This is a genomic window from Ruegeria discodermiae (assembly GCF_030758345.1).
Taxonomy (GTDB): domain Bacteria; phylum Pseudomonadota; class Alphaproteobacteria; order Rhodobacterales; family Rhodobacteraceae; genus Ruegeria_C.
In genome coordinates this window covers 222,930-249,331 of record NZ_JAVAMO010000002.1, presented here as the reverse complement: position 1 = coordinate 249,331, position 26,402 = coordinate 222,930, and the positions used below count along the sequence as shown (strand labels likewise).

General features: G+C 61.7%; 20 protein-coding genes. 15 read left to right on the top strand and 5 right to left on the bottom strand.

Going from position 1 to position 26,402, the window contains the following annotated elements; all coding sequences use genetic code 11:
- Positions 1-89 precede the first annotated feature (89 nt).
- The 13 genes from Q5Y75_RS08165 to Q5Y75_RS08105 all read left to right on the top strand — a co-directional run bounded on the left by Q5Y75_RS08165 (position 90) and on the right by Q5Y75_RS08105 (position 15,470).
- A complete protein-coding gene (locus tag Q5Y75_RS08165) occupies positions 90-1,022 on the top strand; it encodes a carbohydrate ABC transporter permease (protein ID WP_306196122.1) in 933 nt (310 codons plus the stop codon).
- Between the two features lie 3 nt (positions 1,023-1,025).
- On the top strand, positions 1,026-1,874 hold the full coding sequence (locus Q5Y75_RS08160) for a carbohydrate ABC transporter permease (protein WP_306196120.1): 849 nt from the start codon (positions 1,026-1,028) through the stop codon (positions 1,872-1,874).
- Complete coding sequence (locus tag Q5Y75_RS08155) at positions 1,874-3,961, top strand: alpha-galactosidase (RefSeq protein ID WP_306196118.1); 2,088 nt, start codon at positions 1,874-1,876, stop codon at positions 3,959-3,961. Before Q5Y75_RS08160 ends, Q5Y75_RS08155 begins: the two co-directional genes overlap by 1 nt.
- Positions 3,958-5,664 carry an IlvD/Edd family dehydratase gene (locus tag Q5Y75_RS08150; protein ID WP_306196116.1) on the top strand — a complete coding sequence of 569 codons (1,707 nt, stop codon included), beginning with the start codon at positions 3,958-3,960 and terminating at the stop codon, positions 5,662-5,664. Before Q5Y75_RS08155 ends, Q5Y75_RS08150 begins: the two co-directional genes overlap by 4 nt.
- A gap of 57 nt (positions 5,665-5,721) precedes the next feature.
- A complete protein-coding gene (locus Q5Y75_RS08145; protein WP_306196115.1) occupies positions 5,722-6,483 on the top strand; it encodes an SDR family NAD(P)-dependent oxidoreductase in 762 nt (253 codons plus the stop codon).
- A 3-nt stretch (positions 6,484-6,486) separates the two neighbouring features.
- Positions 6,487-7,380: a 2-dehydro-3-deoxygalactonokinase gene (locus Q5Y75_RS08140; protein WP_306196113.1), complete on the top strand. Its 894-nt coding sequence runs from the start codon at positions 6,487-6,489 to the stop codon at positions 7,378-7,380.
- 1 nt (position 7,381) lies between these two features.
- Entirely contained in the window at positions 7,382-7,984 is a 603-nt protein-coding gene (locus tag Q5Y75_RS08135) for a 2-dehydro-3-deoxy-6-phosphogalactonate aldolase (RefSeq protein ID WP_306196111.1), read from the top strand.
- On the top strand, positions 7,984-8,844 hold the full coding sequence (locus Q5Y75_RS08130; protein WP_306196109.1) for an SMP-30/gluconolactonase/LRE family protein: 861 nt from the start codon (positions 7,984-7,986) through the stop codon (positions 8,842-8,844). Before Q5Y75_RS08135 ends, Q5Y75_RS08130 begins: the two co-directional genes overlap by 1 nt.
- Positions 8,841-10,757, top strand: coding sequence for a beta-galactosidase (locus Q5Y75_RS08125; protein ID WP_306196108.1), 1,917 nt, complete (start codon positions 8,841-8,843; stop codon positions 10,755-10,757). Before Q5Y75_RS08130 ends, Q5Y75_RS08125 begins: the two co-directional genes overlap by 4 nt.
- A 111-nt stretch (positions 10,758-10,868) precedes the next feature.
- Entirely contained in the window at positions 10,869-12,065 is a 1,197-nt protein-coding gene (locus Q5Y75_RS08120; RefSeq protein WP_306196106.1) for a YcaO-like family protein, read from the top strand.
- On the top strand, positions 12,062-13,396 hold the full coding sequence (locus Q5Y75_RS08115; protein ID WP_306196104.1) for a TfuA-like protein: 1,335 nt from the start codon (positions 12,062-12,064) through the stop codon (positions 13,394-13,396). Before Q5Y75_RS08120 ends, Q5Y75_RS08115 begins: the two co-directional genes overlap by 4 nt.
- A 20-nt stretch (positions 13,397-13,416) precedes the next feature.
- Positions 13,417-14,712, top strand: coding sequence for a gluzincin family metallopeptidase (locus Q5Y75_RS08110; RefSeq protein WP_306196102.1), 1,296 nt, complete (start codon positions 13,417-13,419; stop codon positions 14,710-14,712).
- A 35-nt stretch (positions 14,713-14,747) separates the two neighbouring features.
- Complete coding sequence (locus Q5Y75_RS08105; RefSeq protein ID WP_306196101.1) at positions 14,748-15,470, top strand: hypothetical protein; 723 nt, start codon at positions 14,748-14,750, stop codon at positions 15,468-15,470.
- A gap of 75 nt (positions 15,471-15,545) precedes the next feature.
- Here the strand turns inward: Q5Y75_RS08105 and Q5Y75_RS08100 are convergent, their stop codons facing one another.
- Both Q5Y75_RS08100 and Q5Y75_RS08095 read right to left on the bottom strand, forming a co-directional pair.
- Complete coding sequence (locus tag Q5Y75_RS08100; protein ID WP_306196099.1) at positions 15,546-17,318, bottom strand: adenylate/guanylate cyclase domain-containing protein; 1,773 nt, start codon at positions 17,316-17,318, stop codon at positions 15,546-15,548.
- An 89-nt stretch (positions 17,319-17,407) separates the two neighbouring features.
- The gene (locus Q5Y75_RS08095; RefSeq protein ID WP_306196097.1) at positions 17,408-18,052 is read right to left on the bottom strand and encodes a GNAT family N-acetyltransferase; all 645 of its coding nucleotides are present in this window, start codon (positions 18,050-18,052) and stop codon (positions 17,408-17,410) included.
- 199 nt (positions 18,053-18,251) lie between these two features.
- On the opposite strand from Q5Y75_RS08095, the gene Q5Y75_RS08090 reads away from it, so the two are divergent.
- Positions 18,252-19,781 carry an alkaline phosphatase family protein gene (locus Q5Y75_RS08090; protein ID WP_306196095.1) on the top strand — a complete coding sequence of 510 codons (1,530 nt, stop codon included), beginning with the start codon at positions 18,252-18,254 and terminating at the stop codon, positions 19,779-19,781.
- 15 nt (positions 19,782-19,796) lie between these two features.
- On the opposite strand, the gene Q5Y75_RS08085 is transcribed toward Q5Y75_RS08090, so the two are convergent.
- Positions 19,797-20,579: a DeoR/GlpR family DNA-binding transcription regulator gene (locus Q5Y75_RS08085; protein WP_306196094.1), complete on the bottom strand. Its 783-nt coding sequence runs from the start codon at positions 20,577-20,579 to the stop codon at positions 19,797-19,799.
- Positions 20,580-20,794: 215 nt separating this feature from the next.
- Here Q5Y75_RS08085 and Q5Y75_RS08080 point away from each other — a divergent pair, with 215 nt between their 5' ends.
- A complete protein-coding gene (locus tag Q5Y75_RS08080; RefSeq protein ID WP_306196092.1) occupies positions 20,795-21,577 on the top strand; it encodes a glycoside hydrolase family 25 protein in 783 nt (260 codons plus the stop codon).
- On the opposite strand, the gene glpK is transcribed toward Q5Y75_RS08080, so the two are convergent.
- Positions 21,574-23,073 carry a glycerol kinase GlpK gene (gene glpK, locus Q5Y75_RS08075; protein WP_306196091.1) on the bottom strand — a complete coding sequence of 500 codons (1,500 nt, stop codon included), beginning with the start codon at positions 23,071-23,073 and terminating at the stop codon, positions 21,574-21,576. The two genes, Q5Y75_RS08080 and glpK, sit on opposite strands and share 4 nt — an antisense overlap.
- Before the next feature lie 954 nt (positions 23,074-24,027).
- A complete protein-coding gene (locus Q5Y75_RS08070) occupies positions 24,028-26,322 on the bottom strand; it encodes a Tex family protein (RefSeq protein ID WP_306196089.1) in 2,295 nt (764 codons plus the stop codon).
- Positions 26,323-26,402 lie beyond the last annotated feature (80 nt).

Below are 26,402 nucleotides of genomic sequence, written 5' to 3'. Positions count from 1 at the left end.
GGGATAATACCCCACCCAACGCTTGCTAACGCGGCAGGCGGGGCCTGATCCCGCAGCCGCACCCCTTCAGTCTGAAAGAGATGGCCGCCATGACCGCCTCGACCGATATCATCGATTCCGAACCCGAAAGCTGGTTCCACCGCAACCAGCAAGCCATCGCCCCTTGGCTGTTTCTGGCACCGGGTATTCTGTTCTTTGTCGTTTATGTGATTGCTCCGGTTTTCCAATCCTTCAACCTGTCCTTGTATCAATGGGACGGGCTGGGGCAGGCGGAATATATCGGCCTGCGCAATTACGAGGACCTGTACTACGAATGGGTCGATCGCGATGCGTTCTATGTCTCGCTCAAGAACAACCTGATCTGGCTTGTTCTCTATTTGCTGGCGATTCCGGCGGGTCTATTTATTGCCTTGCTGCTGAACCAGACCGTGTTTGGTATCCGGCTCTACAAGTCGCTCTTCTTCTTTCCGTTTGTGATCAGCCAGGTTGTCGTGGGCCTTGTATTCACCTGGTTCTATGATCCCACCTTCGGCCTGTTGAACCAGATGATCGGCGTGTTCGGCCTTGGCCCAATCAACGTGCTGGGCAACGAGCATCTGGTCACCTACGGGATCATCGCGGCCGGGCTCTGGCCGCAGACCGCCTATTGCATGATCCTCTATCTCACCGGCCTGAACGCCGTTGATCCCGAACAGATCGAGGCCGGGCGGCTGGACGGTGCAAAAGGTGCCAAGATGTTGTGGTATATCGTGCTGCCGCAATTGCGGCCCGCCACCTTCATCGCCTTTGTGGTGACGATCATCGGCGCGCTCAGATCCTTTGACCTGATCTCGGTCATGACACAGGGCGGGCCGTTCGGATCGTCGCGGGTGCTGGCCTACTACATGTTCGAAGTGGCGCTGTCCGAATACGGTTTCCGGATGGGCTATGGCGCGGCCATCGCCGTCGTGCTGTTCCTGATCATGATGTGCTTCATCGTCTACTTCCTGTGGTCGATGTACCGTGAAGAGAAGGGACATTAAGCCATGTTTCCCACACCTATCGAAAAACAGTCGCAAGCCGCCCAGATCACCTACAAGGCATTGCTGCCGGTCGCCCTGCTGCTCTGGCTGGGGCCGCTTCTGGCGGTGGCGCTCTTCTCGGTCAAACCGGATGCGGATTTCGTGAACGCCAACTATTGGGGTCTGCCGTCCTCCTTCGAGTTCATGCACAATTACGGGCAGGTTTTCTTTAACAGCGACATGCCGCGCTACATGCTGAACTCGATCCTGATCACGGTGCCTACGGTGATCGGGGCGGTGGCGTTGAGCTCGATGACCGGTTTCGCCCTGGGGATTTACAAGTTCAAATCGAACATGTGGATCTTTTTCATGTTCGTGGCGGGCAACTTTGTGCCCTTCCAGATTCTGATGGTGCCGGTGCGGGACCTGACGCTGGAACTGGGGCTTTACAACACCAAGACTGGCCTCGTGCTGTTCCACATCGCGTTCCAGACCGGCTTCTGCACGCTGTTCATGCGCAACTTCATCAAGGCGCTGCCTTTTGCCCTGATCGAAGCGGCGCGTGTTGAAGGCATCAGCGAGATCAAGATTTTCTGGTACGTGGTCCTGCCGCTGATGAAACCGGCGCTGGCTGCGCTCAGCGTGCTGATGTTCACCTTCATCTGGAACGACTATTTCTGGGCGGTGGTGCTGACGCAGGGTGCCGAAAGCCAGCCGGTCACCGCGGGGATCACCAGCTTTAACGCGCAGTTCCGCGCAGCCTATCATTTGATGAGTGCGGGTTCCATCGTGGCGGCACTGCCGCCGGTGGCGATGTTCTTCCTGATGCAGAAACACTTCATTGCGGGTCTCACCCTCGGAGCCGTCAAGTAATGATACGAACATGGTCGCTGCATGATGAGCGGCAATCTCTGGTGCTCGCGGCTCACCGCGAGCACCTTCCCGAAGTTGTGTATTTCGGGCCGCGCCTGCCAGATGGCGAAAGCGCGGAAACGCTGTTCATGGCTTACGGGCTGGACGTCACTGGTGGTATGCTGGATGCCAACCCAGAACTGTCGATCTGCCCTGAGGCCACACGCAGCTTTCCGGGTCAGCCGGGTCTAATTGTTCGGGACGGTGACGGCAGGCCGCTGTTGCCCAAGTTTTGCTATGAGAGCGAGGAGGTCGACGAGCGGAAAATCGTTCTGACCTATCGTGATGAGACCGATCGGCTGACCTATCAGGCGCGGTTTTCGATCGATCCCAAGACTCACATCATCGAGGCGCAGGCCGCTCTGGAAGCAGATCGTCCGGTGCTGCTGCACTGGCTCAGTGCGCCGGTCTTCCCGGGCCCGCAGCTTTCCGATGAGATGTTCGATTTCGCCGGGCGCTGGTGTGGTGAATTTCAGATGAACCGCACCGCCTGGTCGCCCGGCATCCGCTATCGCGAGAACCGCACAGGACGCACTGGTCATGAGCATTTTCCCGGCCTGATCGTGCCGGTGCGCGGCGCGACCAATGCACAGGGACAGGCCTATGGCTTCCACTATGGCTGGTCAGGCGGGCACCGGATGGTGGCCGAGGAGCTGCCAGATGGCCGCCGCCAGATCCAGTTCGGACAGGCCGCGCGGATGGAGCGTGACGCGCTCACCCGGTTCGAGACAGCGCCGCTTTATGCGGTGTTTTCCAATGACGGGATCAATGGTTGCGCCGTCGCCTTCCAGCGCCATCTGCGCGACCGGATCGTGGCCTTCCCGAAACCCGACCGCGCCCGGCCGGTACATTACAATTGCTGGGAAGCGGTTTACTTCAACCACAACCTGCCGGAGTTGAAGGACATCGCGGAACGCGCCGCCGATCTGGGCGCCGAGCGCTTCGTGCTGGATGATGGCTGGTTCGGGCAGCGAGATGACGACACGTCATCGCTTTCGGATTGGGAGGTCGACCCGCGCAAATATCCCGATGGTCTCGACCCGCTGATCAAACATGTCCATTCGCTGGGCATGACCTTCGGCATCTGGTTCGAACCCGAGATGATCAACCCCGACAGTTCGATCCACCGGGCGCATCCCGAATGGGCGCTGGGGGGGGAGGATCAGATCCTCGGCCGCCAGCAAAAGGCGCTGAACATGGCGCTGCCCGAGGTGCGGGAGTTTCTCTATGAACGCATGGCGGCGATCCTGTCGGGTCACGATATCGACTATATCAAATGGGACCATAACCGCGTGCTTCCGATGCCCGACGCGGCTCAGACGCGGGGCTCTTATGCGCTGATCGACCGGCTGCGCGCCGATTTCCCGCATGTGGAGATCGAAAGCTGCGCAAGCGGTGGCGGTCGGATCGATTTCGGCATTCTCAAGCGTACCCAGCGAGTCTGGCTCAGCGACAGCAATGACGCGCTAGAGCGACTGCGCATCCAGCACAACGCAGCGATCTTCCTGCCCATGGCGGTGACGGGCAGCCATGTAGGACCGCGCGTCTGCCATACCTCGGGCCGGGTGCTGGACATCCGGTTCCGGGCCTGGGTCGCGGCCCAGCGGCATATGGGGTTCGAAATGGACCCGCGCGAGCTGACCGAGGACGAGGCGGCGGTGCTGAAAGGCGTGACGGCGTGGTGGAAGGCCAATCGCGACTGGCTCTACTACGCGGACATCCTGCGGCTCGACAGCCCTGATCCTTCGGTGATCGCCGAACAGCAGCAAACCAGTGATGGCTCGCGCTTTGTGGTTTTTGCGGGCAAGGCCGACACCTCGGCCCAGATCGCGCCGCGCCCATTGCGGCTAACGCGGCTGGAAGCGAACGCGCTCTATCAGGTCGAACTGCGCCGCACCGCCGAGGCGCCACCGACCCTGTCGCGCGGCAATCCGGTTTTGAAACAACAACCCGTTAAGTTGAGCGGGCAATATCTGATGAGCTACGGGCTAACCCTGCCTTGGAGCTTCCCGCAGAGCATGTGGGTGATCGAAGGCAAGAAACTATGAGCGAGCGACGCAACCGCGGCTGGTATGGCATGCTGGATAAGGATGGGTTCATCCGCCGCTCCTGGATGAAGAATCAGGGCTTTCCCAACCATGCCTTTGACGGGCGGCCTGTCATCGGCATCTGCAACACCTGGTCCGAACTGACGCCCTGCAACTCGGGTCTGCGTGAACTGGCCGAAGGGGTGAAGCGCGGTGTCTGGGAGGCGGGCGGCTTCCCGGTCGAGTTCCCGGTGATGTCACTGGGCGAGACGCAGATGAAGCCAACCGCGATGCTCTTCCGCAACCTGCTGTCGATGGATGTGGAAGAGAGCATTCGCGCCTATGGCATGGATGGCGTTGTGCTGCTGGGCGGATGCGACAAGACCACGCCGGGGCAGCTGATGGGCGCAGCCTCGGTCGATTTGCCGACCATCGTGGTCAGCTCCGGTCCGATGCTGAACGGCAAGTGGAAGGGCCGTGATCTGGGGTCAGGCACCGATGTGCGCAAGTTCGCCATGGACGTGAAGGCGGGCGACATGACGCTCAAGGATTTCATGGCCACCGAGTCGGGTATGAGCCGCTCCAAGGGCGTCTGCATGACCATGGGCACCGCCTCGACCATGTCCTCGCTAACCGAGGCGATGGGGCTGGCGCTGCCGATGAACGGCTCGCTACCGGCTGTTGACGCGCGGCGCATGGCGCTGGCACATATGACCGGCAAGCGCGTCGTCGAAATGGTCGAGGAAGAGTTGAAACTCTCGGATGTGCTGACCAAACCGAGTTTTGAAAACGCCATTCTGGCCAATGCCGCCCTTGGCGGCTCGACCAATGCGGTGGTGCATCTACTGGCATTGGCAGGTCGGGTGGGCGTAGACCTGACCATGGAGGATTTCGAGATCGGCGGAGAGATTCCGCTGCTGGTCAATTGCATGCCGTCGGGCAAATACCTGATGGAGGATTTCTGCTACGCTGGCGGCGTGCCGGTGGTGCTGAAAGAACTCAGCCACAAGCTGCGCGCCGCGAACACAGTGATGGGCAAGGACATCTCGCATTACTACGACGAGGCCGAATGCTATAACCGTGACGTCATCTATCCCTTTGATGCTCCGCGCAAACCTGCTGCGGGTCTGCGGGTGCTGCGCGGCAATCTGGCACCCAAGGGCGCGATCGCGAAACCCTCGGCGGCCAGCGATCATCTGCTGGAGCATCAGGGCGAGGCCTATGTTTTCGAGACGATCGAAGAGCTCAAGGCCAATATCGAAAGGGACGATCTGCCGGTGGATGAAAACACCGTGCTGGTCCTGAAACACTGCGGCCCAAAGGGCTATCCTGGCATGCCGGAAGTGGGCGATATGCCGGTCCCGGCCAAGCTGGTGAAAAAGGGCGTGCGCGACATCGTGCGGGTCTCGGATGCGCGCATGTCGGGCACGGCCTTTGGCACGGTGATCCTGCATGTCAGCCCCGAAGCGACCGCGGGCGGACCGTTGGCGCTGGTGCGGACGGGCGACCTGATCAAGGTGTCAGCTGCGAACGGGGTGCTGGAACTGCTGGTATCCGACGAAGTCCTGGCGGAGCGCCGTGCCGAATGGGCCGCGCCCGCCCCGCATTACACACGCGGCTATGCAAAGATGTATGTCGATCACGTGTTGCAAGCCGACGAGGGAGCCGATCTGGACTTTCTGGTTGGCAAGGACACCCGCCCGGTCACGCGGGAGAGCCATTGATGGCGACCGCGGGCAAGATTCTCGAGTTTTCTTCCCGCCCAGTTGAGAGGTGAGCAAATGACACAAGTGGTACACCCGGACCTGAAGGGCGCGTCGGTCTATATCACCGGCGGCGGCTCGGGCCTTGGCGCGTCGCTGACCGATGGATTCATGGGGCAGGGGGCCAATGTCGCCTTTATCGGACGATCGGATGCCAGTGAATTCGTTGCCGAAATGCAAGCCAAGCATGGGCGCGCGCCGCTGTTCATGCAGGGAGACATTACCGATACCGACCGGTTGCTGGAAACCATGCGGCAGGCGGCGGATGCCCATGGGCCGATCCGGGTGCTGGTGAACAATGCCGCCAATGACAAACGCCATTCGCTGGAAGAAGCAACGCCGGATTTCTGGGACTGGATGCAGGCGATCAACCTCAAAGCCTATTACTTTGCCTGCAAGGAGGCCGCCCGGCAGATGCAGGAGGGCGGCTCGATCATCAATTTCAGTTCGATCAGTTATATGATGGGCAATGCGGGCTATACCGCCTATACCACCGCCAATGCGGGGATCACCGGCATGACCCGATCACTGGCGCGCGAGCTTGGGCCGCAGAAAATCCGCGTCAACGCCCTCGCGCCCGGTTGGGTTCTGACTCAGAAGCAACTCGATCAATGGGCCACGCCCGAAGGTCTGGAGGCGCATATGGAGCGGCAATGCCTGAAAGAGCATCTGACGCCGGATGACATGATCGGTCCGGTGCTGTATCTGGCCTCGGATGCCAGCCGGATGATGACGAGCCAATGCATGGTCGTGGATGGCGGCGTTGTGGTGACAGGATAAGATATGAGCGTCAAAGCCGAATGGATCGCGGTCGACTGGGGCACCTCGCATTTGCGGGTCTGGGCCATTCAGGATACGCGCGCCGTAGGCGAGGCGCGCTCGGACAAAGGCATGGGCCGACTGGCGCGGTCCGAGTTTCAGGACGCCCTGCTGGAGCTGGCCGGGGGCTGGCTGGATGACGCCCCCGTCGACGTGATCGCCTGCGGCATGGTTGGTGCGCGCCAGGGCTGGGTCGAGGCACCTTATGCTACGGTTCCTGTCGCGCCGCTCTCGGGTGCGCCAATACGGGTGCCGCAGACCGACCCGCGCATTCGGGCCTATGTGGTGCCCGGCCTGAAGCAGCTCAAACCAACAGATGTGATGCGGGGCGAGGAAACCCAGATCGCCGGATTCCTGGCGCTCAACAAGGATTGGGACGGTGTGATCTGCCTGCCCGGCACCCATTCCAAATGGGTGCATGTGAGCGCAGGCGAGGTTGTCAGTTTTCAGACCTTCATGACCGGCGAGATGTTTGATCTGCTCAGCAAAACGTCTGTCCTGCGCCATTCGGTCGGCGACGGCTGGTACGATGACGCCTTTCGCGAGGCGGTAGAGACCACCTTGTCAAAACCCGAAAGCGTGGCGGCGCGGCTCTTTGGTATCCGCGCCAGTGACCTGCTTGAGGCCACCGAAGGCGCGGTGTCCCGCGCCCGTCTCTCGGGCCTCTTGATCGGGGCGGAACTGGCTGCCGCGCGGCCCTATTGGCTGGGTCAGCAGATCGCGTTGATCGGCGCCTCGGGTATGTCAGAAATCTATGCCAAGGCATTGGAATTACAGGGTGTCCCGGCGACGGTCGCGGATGGCCAACATATGACACTTGCCGGGTTGAATGCGGCCCGGAAATTGCTGGAGCACTAAAATGGAACGAGCCATTATCGCCATCCTGCGCGGTCTTGACCCGCAGGATGCTGTCCCCATGAGCGAAGCGTTGATCTCTGCCGGGATCACCCGGGTCGAGGTGCCGCTGAACTCGCCAAACCCGTTGCAGAGCATTGCAGACATGGCGCGCGCTTGCGGCGACCGGGCGCTGATCGGTGCCGGAACGGTGCTGACGGTGGAACAGGTCGAACAGGTGGCCGAAGCGGGCGGCAAGCTGATCGTGTCGCCCAATTGCGATACCGAGGTGATCGCGCGCAGCCGCGCGCTGGGGCTGGAAAGCTGGCCCGGCATCTTTACCCCGACCGAGGCCTTCGCCGCGCTCAAGGCCGGGGCCAGCGGTTTGAAGCTGTTCCCCGGCAACATGGCGGGACCCGGCGGGTTGAAGGCGATGCGCGCCATCCTGCCCGCAGGCACGCAGGTCTATGCAGTCGGCGGTGCGGGGCCGGAGAATTTCGGAGAATGGGTCGCGGCGAGCGCCGATGGGTTCGGCATCGGTTCGGCCCTGTTCAAGCCCGGCATGTCGGTGGCAGATGTCAGCGCCCGTGCGGCGGATATCGTGGCGGCGTATGACGAGGCCATCTGATGAGTCGGGTTTTCGACGACCGCCCCTGCGCGTTGGGCGAGGGGCCGCTCTGGCACCCGCAACGCCAACAGCTCTTCTGGTTCGACGTCCTCGGCAAGCGGCTGCTGACGCGCGACGCGGATGGCGCGCGGGATTGGCAGTTTGACGAATATGTCTCGGCCGCAGGCTGGGTGGACCGCGAGACGCTGCTGATCGCGTCTGAAACCGGCCTCTGGCGGTTCGATCTGCAGAGCGGCAAACGCGATCTGGTGATGGCGCTTGAGGCCGACAACCATGTGACGCGCTCGAATGACGGGCGAGCAGACCCGTGGGGCGGGTTCTGGATCGGAACGATGGGCAAGCAGGCCGAGCACGGCGCCGGTGCGATCTATCGCTTCTATGGCGGCGAGCTGCGGCAACTTGTGCCCGAGGTCTCCATTTCGAACGCGATCTGCTTCGCGCCGGACCGTCGCTGCGCTTACTACACGGATACAGCAACCGGTCAGGTGATGCGCCAGCCACTGGAGGCAGAGAGCGGCTGGCCAGAGGGCGAGCCACATGTGTTTCTGGACCTGCGGGTAGACGGGCTGGACCCTGATGGCGCGGTGGTGGACGAGGATGGCAATGTCTGGATCGCCCAATGGGGCGCAAGCCGGGTGGCAGCCTATTCGCCTTTGGGCACCTTCCTGAAAGCGGTGCACTTTGGCGGGCGGCATACCTCCTGCCCCGGCTTTGGCGGACCGGAGTTTCGCGATCTCTACTGCACCAGCGCGCGGCAGGGGATCGACGCGGCACGGCTGCGGGCCGAGCCGGAAAACGGCATGACTTTTGTGGCGATTGGCGTCGGCAAGGGCCGTGCCGAATATCAGGTGATCTTATGAGACCGGAACTGGGCGTCTGTTACTATCCCGAACATTGGCCGGAAGAGCGTTGGCCGGAGGACGCCGCTCGCATGGTCGAGATGGGCCTGGCCTGGGTGCGCATCGGCGAGTTCGCCTGGAGCAGGATGGAGCCGGTGCCGGGGCAATTACAACTGGATTGGCTGGATCGCGCCGTTGAGGTGCTGGGTGCGGCCGGGCTAAAGGTGGTGCTGGGCACGCCCACGGCGACGCCGCCGCGCTGGATGATCGACCGGCATCCGGACATGCTGGCCGTAGATGCCGATGGCAAGCCGCGCAAGTTTGGCTCGCGTCGGCATTACTGTTTCAGCCATGCCGGATATATGGACGCATGCGTGCGGATCACCGAAATCCTCGCCCGGCGCTATGCCAACAACCCCCATGTGGCGGCGTGGCAGATCGACAATGAGTATGGCTGTCATGACACGGTGCTGAGCTATAGCGAGGCCGCGCGCAACGGATTCCATAGCTGGCTGGCGGCGCGCTATGGCGATGTGGCAGCGTTGAACAATGCCTGGGGCAATGTGTTCTGGTCGATGGAATATGGCGCCTTTGACGAGGTTGATCTGCCCAACCTCACCGTGACCGACCCGAACCCGTCGCATGTGCTGGCCTTCCGCCGCTACAGCTCGGATCAGGTCGTGCGGTTCAACAGGGCGCAGGCCGAGGTATTGAAGGCCCATACCAACGCGCCGCTGATCCATAACTACATGGGCCGGGTGCTGGAATTCGACCATTTCGACGTCGGCGACGATCTGGATATCGCCAGTTGGGACAGCTATCCGATCGGCTTCCTGTCAGATCGGCTGGACGAGGATGCGGAGCACAAGCTGGCCTTCCTGCAGCAGGGCGATCCCGACATGCAGGCGATGCACCACGATCTCTACCGTGCTGTGGGGCGCGGGCGCTGGTGGGTGATGGAACAGCAGCCGGGCCCGGTGAACTGGGCACCCTATAACCCTGCGCCGCTGCCGGGCATGGTCCGACTCTGGTCGCTGGAGGCGGTGGCGCATGGGGCCGAAGTGGTCAGCTATTTCCGATGGCGGCAGGCCCCGTTTGCGCAGGAGCAATATCATGCCGGTCTGTTGCAGCCAGATGGCCGCGACGCGGTCGGAGCGGATGAGGCCGCGCAGGCGGCCGATGATCTGGAAAAGCTGGGCGATCTGAAGCCGACACAGGCGCAGGTGGCCATCCTGTTCGACTATCCGTCGGACTGGGCCTGGGCCGCGCAGCCGCAGGGGGCGGGGTTCAGCTATTTCAACCTGGTCCTGTCGGCTTACAAAGCGTTGCGCCGTGCGGGGCTATCGGTTGATTTCCTGCCATCGCGGCAGCGCGATTTCGACGGCTATGACCTGATCCTTGCACCGGGGCTGGCGATTCTGCCGCCTGACCTGAACGCCGCGCTCAGCGCCTCTGGCGCGCAGGTGGTGCTGGGTCCGCGCAGCGGGGCGATTACCGAGGATTACCAAGTGCCTGAAACAGGCCGCCCCGGTGTGGCGGGGCTGGACGTGCATGTCGATCTGGTTGAATCGCTGCCCCCCGATCATACCCGCGCAGTCTCGGGCGGTGGGCAGGTGATCCACTGGCAGGAGCAGCTGAGCGGTCGGGCTGAGGTGATGTTGCGGACTGAGGCGGGCGCGCCGGTGCAGATGGACAGCGAAGGGCTCAGCTACCTCGGGGCCTTCCCGGATGAGGCCCTTTGGGACCGGATCGTCGAACAGGCGGCTGGTCGCGCGCGGCTTGCCGTCACGCGTTTGCCCGAGGGTCTGCGCCTGCGTGATATGGGCGCGCATCGTTTTGCCGTGAACTACAATGCGCATGCGGTGGAGTGGAACGGCGTGCGGCTGGAGCCTTGCGGCGTGGCGGTCTGGAAGGATGGCGAACAGGTCCTCTGACCGGGCAGGGCGACAGGCGATATTGACCGGGGGGCGCTGATCGCCCATCCTCGAAGGCATTATTCTCCTCGCCCGTCCCATGGGCCGTGACCATTTCCAAAGGCTGACTCCATGACAGATGCGTCGACCAAGCGTTATCGCCTCGATACCCATCGGCTGCGCGACCCGGCTCAGACGCTGGCGCTGGTGCAGCCGCATCTCAAACGCATGGGCATCACGCGGGTGGCCAACCTGACCGGGCTGGACCGGATCGGGCTGCCCACGGTGATGGTGTGTCGGCCCAACTCACGCTCTGTCGCCGTGTCGCTGGGCAAGGGGCTGTCACTGGAGGCGGCGCAGGCCTCAGGCGTGATGGAGGCGATCGAAAGCTGGCATGCCGAGCGGATCACGCGACCCTTGCGCCGGGCGTCTTATGCTGACTTGCGGGCAGAGGTGAACGTGGCCGATATCGACCGGTTGCCAAAGGTGACCGGCGGGCGGTTCGATCCGCATCGCCGTCTGCTCTGGATCGAAGGTCATGACCTGGGTGCAAACATGCCCTGTTGGGTGCCCTATGAGATGGTCGATACGGACTATACCGAGCCGCCCAATGGCGGCCACTGCGCCTTTCCGCGATCGACCAACGGATTGGCCTCAGGCAATGACCTGAATGAGGCGACCTGTCACGCGATCTGCGAGGTGATCGAGCGGGATGCCACCACGCTCTGGCATCAGGGGCGGCGCGATCAGCGCATTGACCCCGCGACAATCGATGATCCCCGTTGCCGCGAGGCATTGGGGCGGTTCACCGCTGCCGGGATTGATGTGGGTGTGTGGAACACGACCTCGGATGTGGGCGTGGCCTGCTTTCATTGCGCGATCTGCGAGGCGGGGGCTCAGCCGGGCCATATCGGGCTGGGCGATGGCTGCCATCCAGATCGCGCCATTGCGCTATTGCGCGCCCTGACCGAGGCGGCGCAGACTCGGCTGACCTATATCTCGGGCGCGCGCGACGATCTGGAGCCCGAGGATTTCACCGATAGCGCCCTGCATGCGCGGGGCCGCTACGTGCGCGAGTTGATCGACGGCGCAGCACCGATTGTTGATTTCCTGGACTGCCCCAGCAACGCGACCGAGTCCTTTGCGGGCGATCTGGACTGGCTGGTGGCGCGATTGGCTTCGGTCGGGATCGAGCAGGTGATCGCTGTCGATCTGTCGCAAGAGGGGCTCGACATTGCCGTGGTGCGCGCGGTCATACCGGGCTTGGAGGCGCCGCATGACGACCCCGATTTCGTGCCGGGCGCGCGGGCGATGGGGGCACGCGCATGAGTGTGGTGGTTTTTGTCGGCCCGACGCTGGGGCAGAGAGCAATAAGTGAGATTTTGCAGGCCGAGATCCTGCCGCCGGTGCGGCAGGGCGATGTCTATCGCGTCGCCCGCGAGAACCCCCGCGCCATCGGTATTATCGACGGGTATTTCGAAGGCGTCCCCTCGGTCTGGCACAAGGAAATCCTCTGGGCGATGGAGCAGGACATCCCGGTCTTCGGCAGTGCCAGCATGGGCGCGCTGCGTGCCGCTGAACTTGCCGATTTCGGGATGATCGGCGTGGGCCGGATATTTGAGGATTACTACGCTGGCGTGCTGGAGGATGATGACGAAGTGGCCGTGCTGCACAGCCCGGCAGAGCTGGGGTTTCAGCCGCTGAGCGAGCCGATGGTGTCAATCCGTGCCACCGTGGCACGCGCGTTGGAGTGCGGCGTGCTGTCACCGGGCTCGGCTGAGGCGATCCTGAGGGCGGGCAAGGCGCTGCACTATCGCGACCGGGACTGGCCGAGCCTCCTGTCCATGCTGGCGCAGGACCATGATCTGGACGCGTTCAGCAACTGGCTGCCCGAGGGCAAGGTTGATGCCAAGCGCGAGGATGCCTGCGACATGCTGCGGCAGATGGCGGCCTATCTGGAGGGCGGGGCAGAGTCCCCGGAGACACCAACGCGGGTCGAACGGACATTGGCCTGGCAGGGGTTGACCCGGCGCATTGATGGCGAAACCGCACGGGATCGCTCAAGCGCGCAGGATCTGCTGGACGAGCTACGGCTTGATCCGGCCCGCTTTGCGGACCTGCGCGAGCGGGCAATGCTGGGCGTGCTCGCGCAGGAAGACGCCGCCCGGCGCGGGTTGCAGGCGGATCGCGAGGCGCTGATGGCGCAGATGGACCGCCACCGCGCGCAGGCCGGCTTGGCACAGCGGCGCGATATTTTGCATTGGCTGGAGGCCAATGATCTCGATGAATCTGGCTACGAGGACTTTCTGGGCAGCGCCGCGCTCACCGACGAGATACGCGCGCTGCGTGCCGACCGGCTGGAGCCGCACATGCTCTCGGCGATGCGTTGGGCGGGGAATTACACCGATCTCAAAGCCCGGGCCCAGGCCAAGAAGGCGGCCTTGCGGGGCGTTGAAAACGGGGCCTTTGCCGGGCATGATCGGCTGCGGCTACTGATCTGGTACTTTGAGGAACGCTTGCGTCAACCGGTCCCCGAGGACCTGGATGAGCATGCCCAAACCCTTGGGCTCGCGGATCGCGAAGAATTCTGTACACTGGTCGCGCGCGAGTTCCTGTATTCTCAGGGTGGCGGCGATGCTGCCGAGGCGCCAGACGCATAGTTGAACGATTGGAGGGACGCATGTACGAACCTGACCTGCCAGAGGACGAAGCGCCGGGCACGCGGTTTCTGCTCTTCCCGCAATCACCATTTTTCGAAAGCAACCCGAGGCCGGAACTGGTCGAGGTCTCGGCCCCGCCCGGCTCGCTTGCTGCCGGGCCGTCTGGGCCGCGAATGTACACGGTCAACCCGGAGGGCAAGACCACACCGTTTGGCGCAATCGTTGAGGGGCCAAATGGGCCGGGCATGTATCTGCCGCCCTGGGACGGGCCGGTTCACCCGCCCGCGGAGCCCGATGAGGATGGCAACTTCACCCATCTCGACCCTTCGGACCCCGCCTTTGAGGCAGCGCATCTTTTTGGCTCAGCGCATTTCACCATGGATGTCTGGGAGGGCTATTTCGGCCGCCCGATCCCGTGGCATTTCGAACGCGACTTCGACCGGCTGGAACTGTCGTTGCTGCCCAGCCTCGACAATGCCCATATCGGTTGGGGGTTTCTGGAGACCGGCGGCACCTGGGAACATGGTGACGAATACCGCGCCTACAGCTTGAATTTCGACGTGGTCGCGCATGAGATCGGCCATGCCATCATCTATAGCGTGATCGGTATGCCCGCGCCCGAGGATACACCGGGCGAATATTATGGCTTTCACGAATCCGCTGCCGACATGGTGGCTCTGGTGGCCGCGCTACATTTCGGCTCGGTGGTCGAGGATCTGCTGGAGAACACACGCGGCAATCTCTATTCCTTCAACCGGCTCAGCCGCTTTGCGGAACTGTCTGAAAACGCCCAGATTCGCATGGCCGCCAACGACAAGACCCTGTCGGAATTCGAATGCGGCTGGAGCAGTGAACACGCACTCTCGGAACCGCTGACCGGCGCGATGTTCGACATTTTCGTCGATATCTATCACGAACGATTGCTGGTGCATGACCTGATCTCGCCAGAGATGGAGGACCTGTCGGACCAGTTGGAGGATTCGCCCGAATATGGCGAGGTCATGCAGGAGATGTTCGACGAGCGCTACGCCGAGAACCCCGATGGCTTCCGGGTCGCGCTGCTGGAGGCGCGGGATTTCCTGGGCTCCTATCTGGCCGATGCCTGGAGCCTGCTGGACGCCGAGATGCTGAGCTACATGGGCGTCGAGCAAGCGCTGCTGCAGGTGGATCAGGAGATCACCAACGGCGCGTTTCGCCAGATCATCGAGGGCAATTTCCGCATGCGCGAGGTTGGTGTCGTCGAAGTGGGGCCGAGACTGACCGAGCCGGATGAGCACAGCCACGCGGTATCAACGCGCACCCGTGTGCCGGAATGAGCCATGCGTAAATTTCTTTGTGATTGGAGAATTTTATGGCACGGTGGCTGAAGGAGTTATTCTTATCTTTATTTGGGTCCCGGCCTGGCGGGACCACCACATCGGGATTGGGGGCGGACTGCCCGGATGAAATCCCTCAGACACAAGGAGTGGGTGAAGTGGGCGAGTCTTTACTCAATTTTTCGGAAGTGCTGCTATTTGGACGCGAAATCACGGAACTGGAGTACAAGAGCGGGAAAGGTGCTGGCTGTGGTCGGAACAGGTTCCTGGAAGAGCAAGTCGAGCCTGGTCCCGAGGATGGCACGGCTGACGATCCGCGATTTGCGCGGATTTACGGTTTCTCCTATGACGGCGCATATTATGAACTGCCATCGCCGGCACTGTTTCTGATGCAATGCGCAGGTCGGCTCGTGAATGGGTTCAAGGGTATAGAGGGTGACGCCCCTGGCAAGCTCGCTGCGCGCGCACCCAACCAACCCGGTCTGACAGGGATTGCAGCAGCCGATTTCCAATTCGCTGATGACATCTGCGTCTGGAGCGTTCAGCAGTCTGATTACACGATCCGCATGGACGTCATGAATGGCCGCTACGAGCAGGTCTTGCTTGATATGTTCTTTGGTACCGAAATGCCTGGGGTCACCGGCGCTAAAGTGAGCGGCGCGAAGGTCAGCGGGGCCAAAGTGTCCGGCGCGAAAGTAAGTGGAGCCAAGGTTTCCGGTGCCAAAGTCAGCGGTGCAAAGGCACGTGGGGGCGACTGAACTTTTTTGAGATTGAATGGAGAGGGGCGTGCGTCAGGCGCGCCCTTTTTCGTATTGGGCCAGATGAGGCCTGGCTCAGAAACCGGCCTTCTTCAACCCTTCGACGAAATGCTGGGTATCGTCCTCCAGCTTGTCGGGCTGGATCTTCGCCCAGTGATCAAGCGAGAAGTTAGGATGGGCCGCGCGATGCTTGTCCGCGATTTCGCGGGCGATATCCATCTTGCCCAGTTGCGCATAGCTGGCAGCCAGCATCCGCTGCCCCTCGGTGGGGTTGTTCATCTTGTTCACGGTCTCGATGACATCGTCATATTGCTTGAGATTGTAGTAGGCACCGCCTAGATGCCACAGATACTGATCCGGGAAATAGGGGTTCAGCCGCATCGCCTGCTTCAGATGGTGGATGGCGGTTTCATTGTCACCCGAATGGGCCATAGCGTCAGCATAGTCGGAATGCAGATCGGCGTCATTTGGGTTGAGCGCCAGCGCGCGCCGATACGAGCCGAGGGCCGCGTCATGGTCCTTGCGATAGAGATGCACGAAGCCCAGCTCTCCGAAGCCCCGCGCATCGGTCGGGTCCAGGTTGACGGCCCGTTGGGCAAACCCCAGCGCGGTATCGAGCGCCCGGTCTGAGTCATTGGTCCAGGAATAGCGCCAGTCGATATTCAGCGTACGCGACAAAGCGGCGGAGGCGCGGGCATAGCCTTCGTCGCGTTCCAAGGCCTGTTCATAAAGCGAATGCGCCTCGTGATTGTCCTGCCGCGTGTATTTGTACAGGTATTGCTGGCCGCGCAGAACATAGCCATAGGCGGCCAGATCATTAGGCACTGCCTGCGCCAGGCGCTGACGTTCCTGCGACTCGATCAGCACGGCGGTTGAGGCGACGATGGATTCAGTCACCTCGTCCTGAATGGCAAAGATATCGTCGATCACCCGGTCATACCGTTCGCCCCAGATGGTACGTTCGGAATCCGCATCGATCAGTTCGACGCTGATCCGAATCCTGTTGCCCGCCCGGCGCACGCTGCCACGCGTGATATAGCGCACACCCAGTTTAGCCGCCGCGTCCTGCGGTGACATGAACTGCGCCTTGAAGAAAAACGTCGAATTGCGCGCAATGACGAAGAGGTTCCTGAATTTCGACAGGTTGAGGATGATGTCATCGGTCAGCCCGTCCGCTACCCAGCCATCGGAGGGATCACCACCCATGCTGACAAATGGCAGCACCGCGACCGAGGGTGTATCCGGCCGCATTGGTTCCTCGACGCTAGTCGGATTGGGTCGCAGCGTCGCGGCCATGGTCACGCCTTCGACCTCGCTGCGCACGCAATAGGTGGGGACCGGGTTGGCAATGTTCTTGAGCGTTTGCGGACCCAGGAATTCATAGCCATAGCGCAGCCGGTTGCGAATCTGTTCATAAACCGTAGCGCTGACGCAGACGCGACCGGGTTCGGCGATCTCCTGCAGGCGCGCGGCGATGTTGACAATGTCGCCATGAACGCCGCGCTCATCAGTCATGATCTCGCCCAGATGAACGCCGGCCCTGAAATGGATGCGCTGGTCCTCTTCGCGGGATTCGTTGTTCTCATCTGCGATCCGGTGCAGTTCCACAGCAAAGCGCACCGCGCTTGAGGCTGTGTCAAAAAGCGCCAGAACCCCGTCGCCACGGATCTCGGCCACATGCCCGTCGAACTTGCGGCAGGCATCTTCTAGCCGGACCAACAGGGATTTCAGCGCACTATAGGTGTCGACCTCGTTCTGGCCCATCAGCCGGGAATACCCGACCACATCGGCAAACAGCACCGCCCCAAGCCGGTGCTTGATCTCAGAACTTGGGCTGTCTGCGCTCACGTTCCGTGCTCCACCTCTGTCCTACACCCGGGTCTGGCCATGGGCCATAACCCCATTCCCTCCGTCGAAATTGACAAATCTAAATGAACTTAAATTGCATCCGGGTCAATGAGTGGCCAAGTCCACCCTGAGGATCCTACCTCGCCCATCCCAACGCTGATCTCGGCGCCAAGCTCGTTGGACAAGGGCTGGCGTCGCGCGTTCCATTCGTCCTTCAAGAGACCTACGACCAGCATGTCAAAGAATCTTCCCTGCGCAAACCATGCTTTGCGCATGCGTCCTTCTATCTGAAATCCAAGTTGTCCCAACACCTGATGACTGGTGTGGTTGTCCTCGCGATAGTAGGAGGTGATCCGGTTCAAGCCAAGCTGCCGAAAGGCCAGATCCAGCATTAACGCAGCGGCGCGGGTGCCCAGACCCTGCCCACGCAGGGAAGAGTCAACGAATGTGGCGATGACGCCGTCCCGATTCGTGGGGGATATCCCCTCAAGCCCGACGATGCCTGCGCCCACATTGTCTTCCGATTCGATGACAAACCAGCAGCGTTCGCGTTCTGTCGTTTGCTCGACAGCACGTTCCCAAGCATGTTCCGTGCCAGTCAGGTTGAGCGGCATGCGGCAGGTTCGATCAAAGGCGGCCAGATCATCGACATTGCGAAACCAGCGGGAGATCAGTGTCAAATCTGCTTTTTCCAGCGGTCTGAGCGCATAATGGCCCTGGGGTCGATCCGACATAATTGGCATCCTCTTAAGCAATAACTCATACAAATTCGGCTCAGTCAATCTTAGCACGAGTTTGCGAATACCGAGAGTATCATATTGAGGCTACCTAAAAAGGTATCGTTTTTGCACACCTTTGCAGGTGTCGGGGCTTGGCATATCGGGTTTCGCCGGGCAAAGCTGCGATCGGTGCGGTGCAAACCCGGAGGCGAGGATGGCAGACGCAAAAAACGTCCTCTTCATCATCATCGATCAGCTGCGAGCGGACTGCCTGAGCGGCGCGCTGGCGGCCCATGTCGAACTGCCCAACCTGCGCGCCTTCATGGAGGACGCGGTCTCGTTCGAGCGGCATTTCTCGGTCACCAACCCCTGCGGCCCCTCGCGCGCCTCGATCCTGACCGGTCAATATGCGATGAACCACCGCTCTATCCGCAATGGCACGCCGTTGCGCCATGACACGCCGAATATCGCGACCGAAATGCGCAAGCTGGGCTATCTGCCGATGCTGTTCGGATATACCGACACGTCGCAGGATCCGCGCGCCTTTGCCCCCGGCGACCCGGCGCTCAGCACTTATGAATTCCCGATGCCCGGGTTTCACGAAATGACCGAGATGCGGCTGGAGATGTCCTATCCTTGGCGGTCTCACCTGATGGCGCAAGGCTATGCGTTCGATCGGTATTGTGACGTCTACAGGCCGGTGTCGCCCGGCGGCACCGAGCCGCGGCTCACCGATCCGGCGCTCTACCGGGCCGAGCATAGCGACACCGCGTTTCTAACGGACAGTTTCCTGGGCAAGATGCGCGGCTATTGCGGCGAAAGCTGGTTCGCCCATCTGACCTATATCCGCCCGCATCCGCCGCTTGTCGCCCCGGCCCCATATAACGAGATGTATGACCCTGTGCGCCTGCCGCTGCCGCAGCGTATGGATCACCGTACCGATGAAGAGGCCATTCATCCTTTCATCGCCCCCGCGCTGGAAAAGGGGAGCATTTCCGGCATGGTTGAGGGGTTTGGAGATCTTGAGGCAAGCGATGAGGCGGTGCAAAGCCTGCGCGCGATCTATCTGGGACTGGCCAGCGAGGTGGATACCCATATTGGCCGGGTTATCGAATTCCTCAAAAGCTCGGGCCAGTATGAGAACACGTTGGTGGTGATCACGGCAGACCATGGCGAGATGCTGGGCGACCGCCATTGCTGGGGCAAATCGACGATCTATGACGCTGCCTATCACACGCCGCTGATCCTGCACTGTCCTGATAATGCGGAGAATGCCGGACGAAGGGTGACCCTGCCAACCGAGTCGATAGATGTGACGCCGACCATCCTGGATTGGATGGGGGCGACAGTGCCCAATTCCATGGATGGCAGGTCGTTGTTGCCGCTGGTATATGGCGAAACCCCGGAGAGCTGGCGCCGCCATACCTATTCCGAGCTTGATTTCTCCAACCCGCTTGAGCCAAGCGTGGCGGAACGGGCACTGGGCACCGGGCCCAGCGACTCCAGCCTGTGCATCCTGCGCGAGGACCGCTTTACACTGGTCGAGTTTGCCGCCGACCTGCCGCCCGTCCTGTTCGATCATGAGGGTGACGGAGAGATGCGGAATGTGGCGACAAGACCTGAATACCAAGGCGATCTGGCCCGCCTGACCCGCGCCATGCTGCGCCACCGGATGCGCAATGCGGACCAGACCCTGGCACTCTATTCGATCACCGGGGATGGCCCGAAACTGCGCGCGCGATAAGATCTGCGCAGGCGGCTACAGGGCGGTGGTCACATCAATGTTCCAACTGCGCAGCGCCGCAGAGAGGCGACCGCGCGGGGCCTGATCCGAAACGACCTGATGCACCGCCTCAGGCTCGGGGCCGCAGTGAGGGGCGGTTGCCCCGAATTTGTGGCGGTCGATTCCCATCAGGACCTGCCGCGCGCTTGCCGCGATCTCGGTGGCCAGATGCGCCTCGGCGGCGCTGAGATACAGGAACCCGCGCTCTGCCGACAGAGCGTCGGAGCTGAGCACCGCCACATCATAGGCAAAGCGCCGGGCCTGACGTTCGGCCACATGACCAAATGTGCCGCGCTCATTGCTCTGCAACTCTCCGCCCAGCATATGCACCCGGTTGCCGTTGATGTTGACCAGTGTCTGCGCCACCCCGATCGAGTTGGTCACCACGGTCAGATCAGCGTGGTGATGCCGCAGCTCTTCGGCGACAAAAGCGGTGGTGGAGCCGACATCGAGAAACAGTGTCATGCCATCGGTTACGATCCCGGCAATCGTTGCGGCGATCAAGCGTTTTTCCTCGGCGTGTTTGTTGATGCGCCGAAAGAAGCTGGGATCGTTGCGGGTGCCGATCAGATAGGCCCCGCCATGCACCCGCACCAACGCACCCGAGGTGGCAAGGGATTTGATCGTGCGGCGCACGGTCTCTTCCGAGACGTTCATCACCTTGGCCAGTTCAGTGCCCCGCGCCGACCCGCCCGCACGCCGCAAGGCGCTTAAAAGCTCCATCTCGCGATGCGAAAAACTGCTCATGTCGCTGGCCATGGCACGCTCCGTCTCTGGCCCGGCGCATCATCCGACGGGCACGTGGGCTGTAGATCAGGGCACAGTGATACACATATCGAGACCGATTATAACCCGCGCCGTTTCGGCTTGTTCCAGCCGAGCGCGGGCGCGCGCGACGCATTGGCAGAATTAGCAATTGCCTCCGTGCGATTTGCCCGCTTTGCTGTGGTTGAGGCAACGAGGCGGAGGCGGTCGTGAAACGGGTTCTGGGTCTTTTGGCATTATCGCTGCTCTGCGCCTGCGGGCAACCAAAGCCGGTTGAGCGCACAGATCCGGTACGGGTATCGACGCGGGCAGGTGACCCGCTGCGTTTTGCCGACCATGACCCGCATGACTGGTCGGGCCGCGCGCCCTCGCGATACCCGGTGCATGGGATCGATGTCTCGCGCTGGCAGGGAGAGATCGATTGGAGGTTGGCGAAGACCTCCGGCATCTCCTTTGTCTTCATCAAGGCCACCGAGGGCGGCGATCTGCTTGATCCGTCCTTCGAGGATCACCGGCGCGGCGCGCGCCGGGCAGGGATGCCCTACGGCGCCTACCACTATTTCTACTTCTGCCGCCCGGCGGTCGAGCAGGCCCGCTGGTTCATCAAGAACGTGCCGCGTGATGGGCGCGCCCTGCCGCATGTACTGGATATGGAATGGAACCCGCATTCACCCACCTGCCGCAAACGACCGGAAGGGCGGGTAGTGCGCGCCGAGGCAAAGCGCTTCCTCGATATTCTCGAACGTCACTATGGCCGTCGGCCCATCGTCTATACCACGGTGGATTTCTATCGAGACACCGGGATTGGCGCGCTGCGCGGCACCGAATTCTGGCTGCGATCGGTGGCGGGTCACCCGAGCGAGACCTATCCCGGCGCGGACTGGACGATCTGGCAATATACCGGCACCGGCAAGGTGCCCGGCGTACCCGGCCCGGTGGATATCAACGCGTTCCGGGGGTCACCCGAAGACTGGGCTCGCTGGGCAAATTAGACTTGCATCGTGGCCGCAACCGCACGTTTCCAGCGGGCGTAGCGTGTTTCGCGTGCGCTTTCCTCCATCGACGGGCTGAAGCGGCGCTCAAAGGACCAGTTGCTGGCAAACTCCGCTTGACCGGGCAGCACACCCGCGCGGCTGCCCGCCAGCCAGGCGGCCCCCAGTGCTGTGGTTTCCAGAACCTGCGGGCGGTCCACTTCGGCGTTGATGATATCGGAGAGGAACTGCATGGCGGGGTCGGAAGCGGACATGCCGCCATCGACCCGCAGCACATTCTGACCAGCCGATCCGGACCAGTCGGCCATCATCGCCTCAAGCAGGTCGCGGGTCTGGAAGCCGACGCTTTCCAGCGCGGCGCGCGACAGTTCCGCCGGACCGCTGTTGCGGGTCAGCCCGTAAACCGCGCCACGGCATTCGGCATTCCAGTAGGGCGCGCCCAGCCCGGTGAAGGCCGGGACAATAATGACATCCTGATGCGGGTCGGCCGTATCGGCCAACACCTGCGTTTCCGGGGCTGATCCAATCACGCCCAACCCATCGCGCAACCATTGCACCACCGCCCCTGCAATGAAGATCGACCCTTCCAGCGCGTAGGTTGGCGTGCCGTCCAATTGATATGCAACGGTGGTCAGCAGCCGGTTACTCGAAAAGACGGGCGCAGCCCCGGTATTGAGCAGCGCAAAGCACCCTGTCCCATAGGTGGATTTCAGCATGCCCGGCTCGAAACAGGCCTGACCGATTGATGCCGCCTGCTGATCACCCGCAACGCCCAGGATCGGGATCGCGCGCGCCCCCAGAAGATCGGGTTCGGTCTCGCCGAATTCGGCGGCGCAATCCAGCACCTCGGGCAGCATGCCGCGCGGGATATCCAGCAGCGCCAGCATATCGGCATCCCAGTCGCCCTTGGTGATGTTGTAAAGCATCGTGCGCGCCGCATTGGTGGCATCGGTCACATGCCGCTTGCCGCCGGTCATCCGCCAGATCAGATAGGTGTCGATGGTGCCGAAAAGCAGATTACCCGCGTCGGCCTGCGCACGCGCGCCTTCGACATTCTCAAGAATCCAGCGCAGCTTGGTGGCCGAGAAATAGGGGTCGAGCAGCAGGCCGGTGCGGGCGGTGACATCCGCCTCATGCCCCTCTTGGCGCAGGGTTTCGCAATAGGCGGCGGTGCGGCGGTCCTGCCAGACGATGGCGTTATAGATCGTGCGACCAGTGGTTTTGTCCCAGACCACGGTGGTTTCGCGCTGATTGGTGATGCCGATAGCCGCGATCTGCGCAGGTGACGCCCCCGACTGGTCCAGCGCCTGACGGCACATGTCGACGGTCGTGGTCCAGATTTCCTCGGGATCGTGCTCCACCCAGCCTGATTCCGGGAAATGCTGCTGAAACTCCTGCTGGGCCGAAGTTTGAATCCTGAGCGCCTGATCGAACAGTATCACCCGTGTCGATGTGGTGCCTTGGTCAATCGCCAGAACCAGAGCGTCGTCCGCCATATGAACCTGCCTTCCGAGATGCGCGCCGCGTGGACCGACAATGGTGTCGTCGCGCCGCAGGGCCGGGGATGTGTGGTTTCCCGCATCTAGCAAGTTTTGAACCGCGGGCGAAGAAAAAACGAGCAGAAACGAAGGTAAGCGATGGCGGCCATTATTCGAAGCAGTAGTCGGGAAAACGGCCGAACACTTGGCGAAATGGATACTTCTTTTAATTCAAGCGGAGAGGAAAATCGGGCAGGTCCAATTCTTGCTTTTTTAAGTAAAGCACCACCGCAAATGTTATTTTCAGACAAATAAAATATGCGTGGATGAGAAGGTGTTGCTTCGGGCCGTTTATTATAAGTTGTGCCCCACAACTTATAATGGCAGGGCTGTCTTATAATGGTCGGATTGTCGGGGTTTATTGCCAAGATTGCGCAATAGGCGGGATGCGCATCGAATCAATCGGCCAGAGAATCGGGGGCAACCGGTGTTTTGGGGGACGAAAACTCCGAAACTTCGCGCTGAATGTCCGTGAAACGTGCCCAAAGTGACCAAAATGTGTCTTTCGTGCATCACGAACCAGAAAAAAGAGGGGGCGGCGAAAAAATGCGCAATCGGCGTACTTTTGCCAGATCGTGTCAGCTCAAAGTATTGAATTGACACAAAATTGCCGAGCAAATGTCTTCACAGAAAATTCATTTGACGGAATGCAATATAAATCGCTCCTGCGGTTCGCCAAAACTATCTGCTGACAGGGATGAATTAATATCCTAGCTTATATCTACCGGTTATGGCGCGTGTGAGTGGCGAGCTTATGATACACCGGTTTCGCAGGGGGGGGTCCCCAAGGTATTTTTTCGGGCGGATACGACGTGTCCTTCCATAGCGGGTTATTTGTTTCGGACTCCCCTTTGCACCTCATCTAAAATTTATGACGAAACACACCTTTTTCAGGTTCGATCCGCCTTGCCGTCACGATTTGCGCATTGCGTTCAGCAGAGCAGCCCCCAGCGCGCCTTGCTGATCCGACTGCGCCTTGCCTTTGTGCTGGCGGGGCTTCTTTGGCGCCTCTCCCCGCGGTTTGCGCGTGTCACGGGCTGCGGATTTGTCGCCGCCATCCTTGCGCATGCTCAGGCCAATCCGTTTGCGCGGCACATCGACCTCGACGACCCGGACGCGGACCACCTGACCGGTCTTGACCACCTCATGGGGGTCCTTGACGAAGCGGTCAGCCAGCTGGCTGACATGCACCAGACCGTCCTGATGCACGCCGACATCGACAAAAGCGCCAAAGGCGGCAACGTTGGTGACGGTGCCTTCCAGCAGCATGCCCGGCTTCAGGTCGGTGATCTGATCCACCCCGTCTGTGAAACTGGCGGTGACGAAGCTCGGGCGGGGGTCACGCCCGGGTTTTTCCAATTCGCTCAGGATGTCGCGCACGGTGGGCAGACCAAAGCTATCATCGACGAAATCCTCGGCGCGCAGCCCGCGCAGCGCGGCATCATCGCCCATGATCTGGCGCAGATCGCGCCCGCAGGCCTGCAAGATGCGCCGCGCCACGCCATAAGCCTCGGGGTGCACCGAGGACGCATCCAGCGGCTCCTTGCCGTCGCGGATGCGCAGAAAGCCCGCGCATTGTTCAAAGGCGCGGGGGCCAAGGCGGGCGACCTTCAGCAGGTCTTTGCGTGACCCAAAGGCCCCGTTTGCGTCACGATGGGCCACGACCGCCTCAGCCAGACCGGGGCCAAGCCCCGAGACATGGGTCAGCAGGGGCGCGGAGGCCATGTTCAGATCGACGCCTACCGCGTTCACCACATCCTCGATCACCGCCTCAAGTGCGCGGGTCAGGCGGGTCTGGTCGACATCATGCTGATACTGGCCGACACCGATGGATTTCGGTTCGATCTTGACCAGTTCCGCCAACGGGTCCTGCAGGCGGCGGGCGATCGAGACCGCGCCACGCAGGCTGACATCGAGATCGGGAAATTCCCGCGCGGCAAGCTCAGAGGCGGAATAGACCGAGGCTCCGGCCTCGGAGACCACCACCTTGGTGGGCTTTTTGACGTCATGGGGCAGCAATTTGAGCGTGTCACCGACCAGCTTTTCGGTCTCGCGGCTGGCGGTGCCATTGCCTATGGCGATCAACTCGATGCCGTGGGTTCCAATCAGCTTCAGCAGCCCTGCCTGTGCGCCGCGCAGGTCGTTCTTGGGCTGGAACGGGTAGAGCGTGTCAGTGACCACCAGCTTGCCGGTCGCATCCACCACCGCCGCCTTGACGCCGGTACGGATGCCAGGGTCGAGCCCCAGCGTCGCCTTGGCCCCGGCGGGCGCGGCAAAGAGCAGGTCCTTGAGGTTACGGGCGAAGACGGCAATGGCCTCATCCTGCGCGCGGGCGCGCAGATCACCCATCAGTTCGACCATCATCGACAGGCTCAGCTTCACACGCCAGGTCCAACCAGCGATCTTGCGCAGCCAGACGTCGCCCGGCCCGTCACCCCTGGTGTGCAGATGCGCGGCCACGATGGCCTCAGCCCGCGCCGCGCCGGTTTCCGGCTCGGGCCCGATATCCAGTGTCACCACGCCTTCCTTAGAGGCACGCAGCATCGCCAGTGCCCGGTGTGACGGCGCGGTGGCCCATTTCTCGGAGTGATCGAAATAGTCGCGGAATTTAGCGCCTGCCTGTTCCTGACCTTCGACCAGTTTCGAGGTGATCAGCGCCTCGCGATGCAGGAACCGGCGCAGATCGCCCAACAGATCGGCATTTTCGGCCAGCCCCTCGGCCAGAATGTCGCGCGCACCGTTCAGCGCATCCTTGGTGGTTGGCACGGCGTCACCAAGATATTGTGCCGCCAATATCTCAGGGTTTGCGGAACGGTCATCAAGGATAGTCTGCGCCAGCGGCTCCAACCCGTTTTCGCGCGCGATCATCGCCTTGGTGCGGCGCTTGGGCTTGTAGGGCAGATAGATATCTTCCAACTGCGCCTTGGTCTCGGCCCCGGCGATGGATTTTGCCAGATCGTCGCTGAGTTTGCCCTGATCGCGGATCGAGTTCAGGATCATCTCCCGCCGCGCATCCAACTCGCGCAGATAAGCCAGCCGCTCTGACAGCAACCGAAGCTGCGTGTCGTCCAAGCCCCCCGTGGCCTCTTTGCGGTAGCGCGCCACAAAAGGCACCGTCGCACCCTCGTCCAGCAGTTTGACAGCCGCTTGCACCTGTTCGGGGCGGGCGTTGATTTCGGTGGCGATGATGCGGCTGGACCGGTCCAAGACTGTCTCCTTCAGTGAGGGGCGGGGGGCCTTCTTAGACGTGGGCTCGAGTAAGGCCAAGAGGTGGAATTCGACGATGT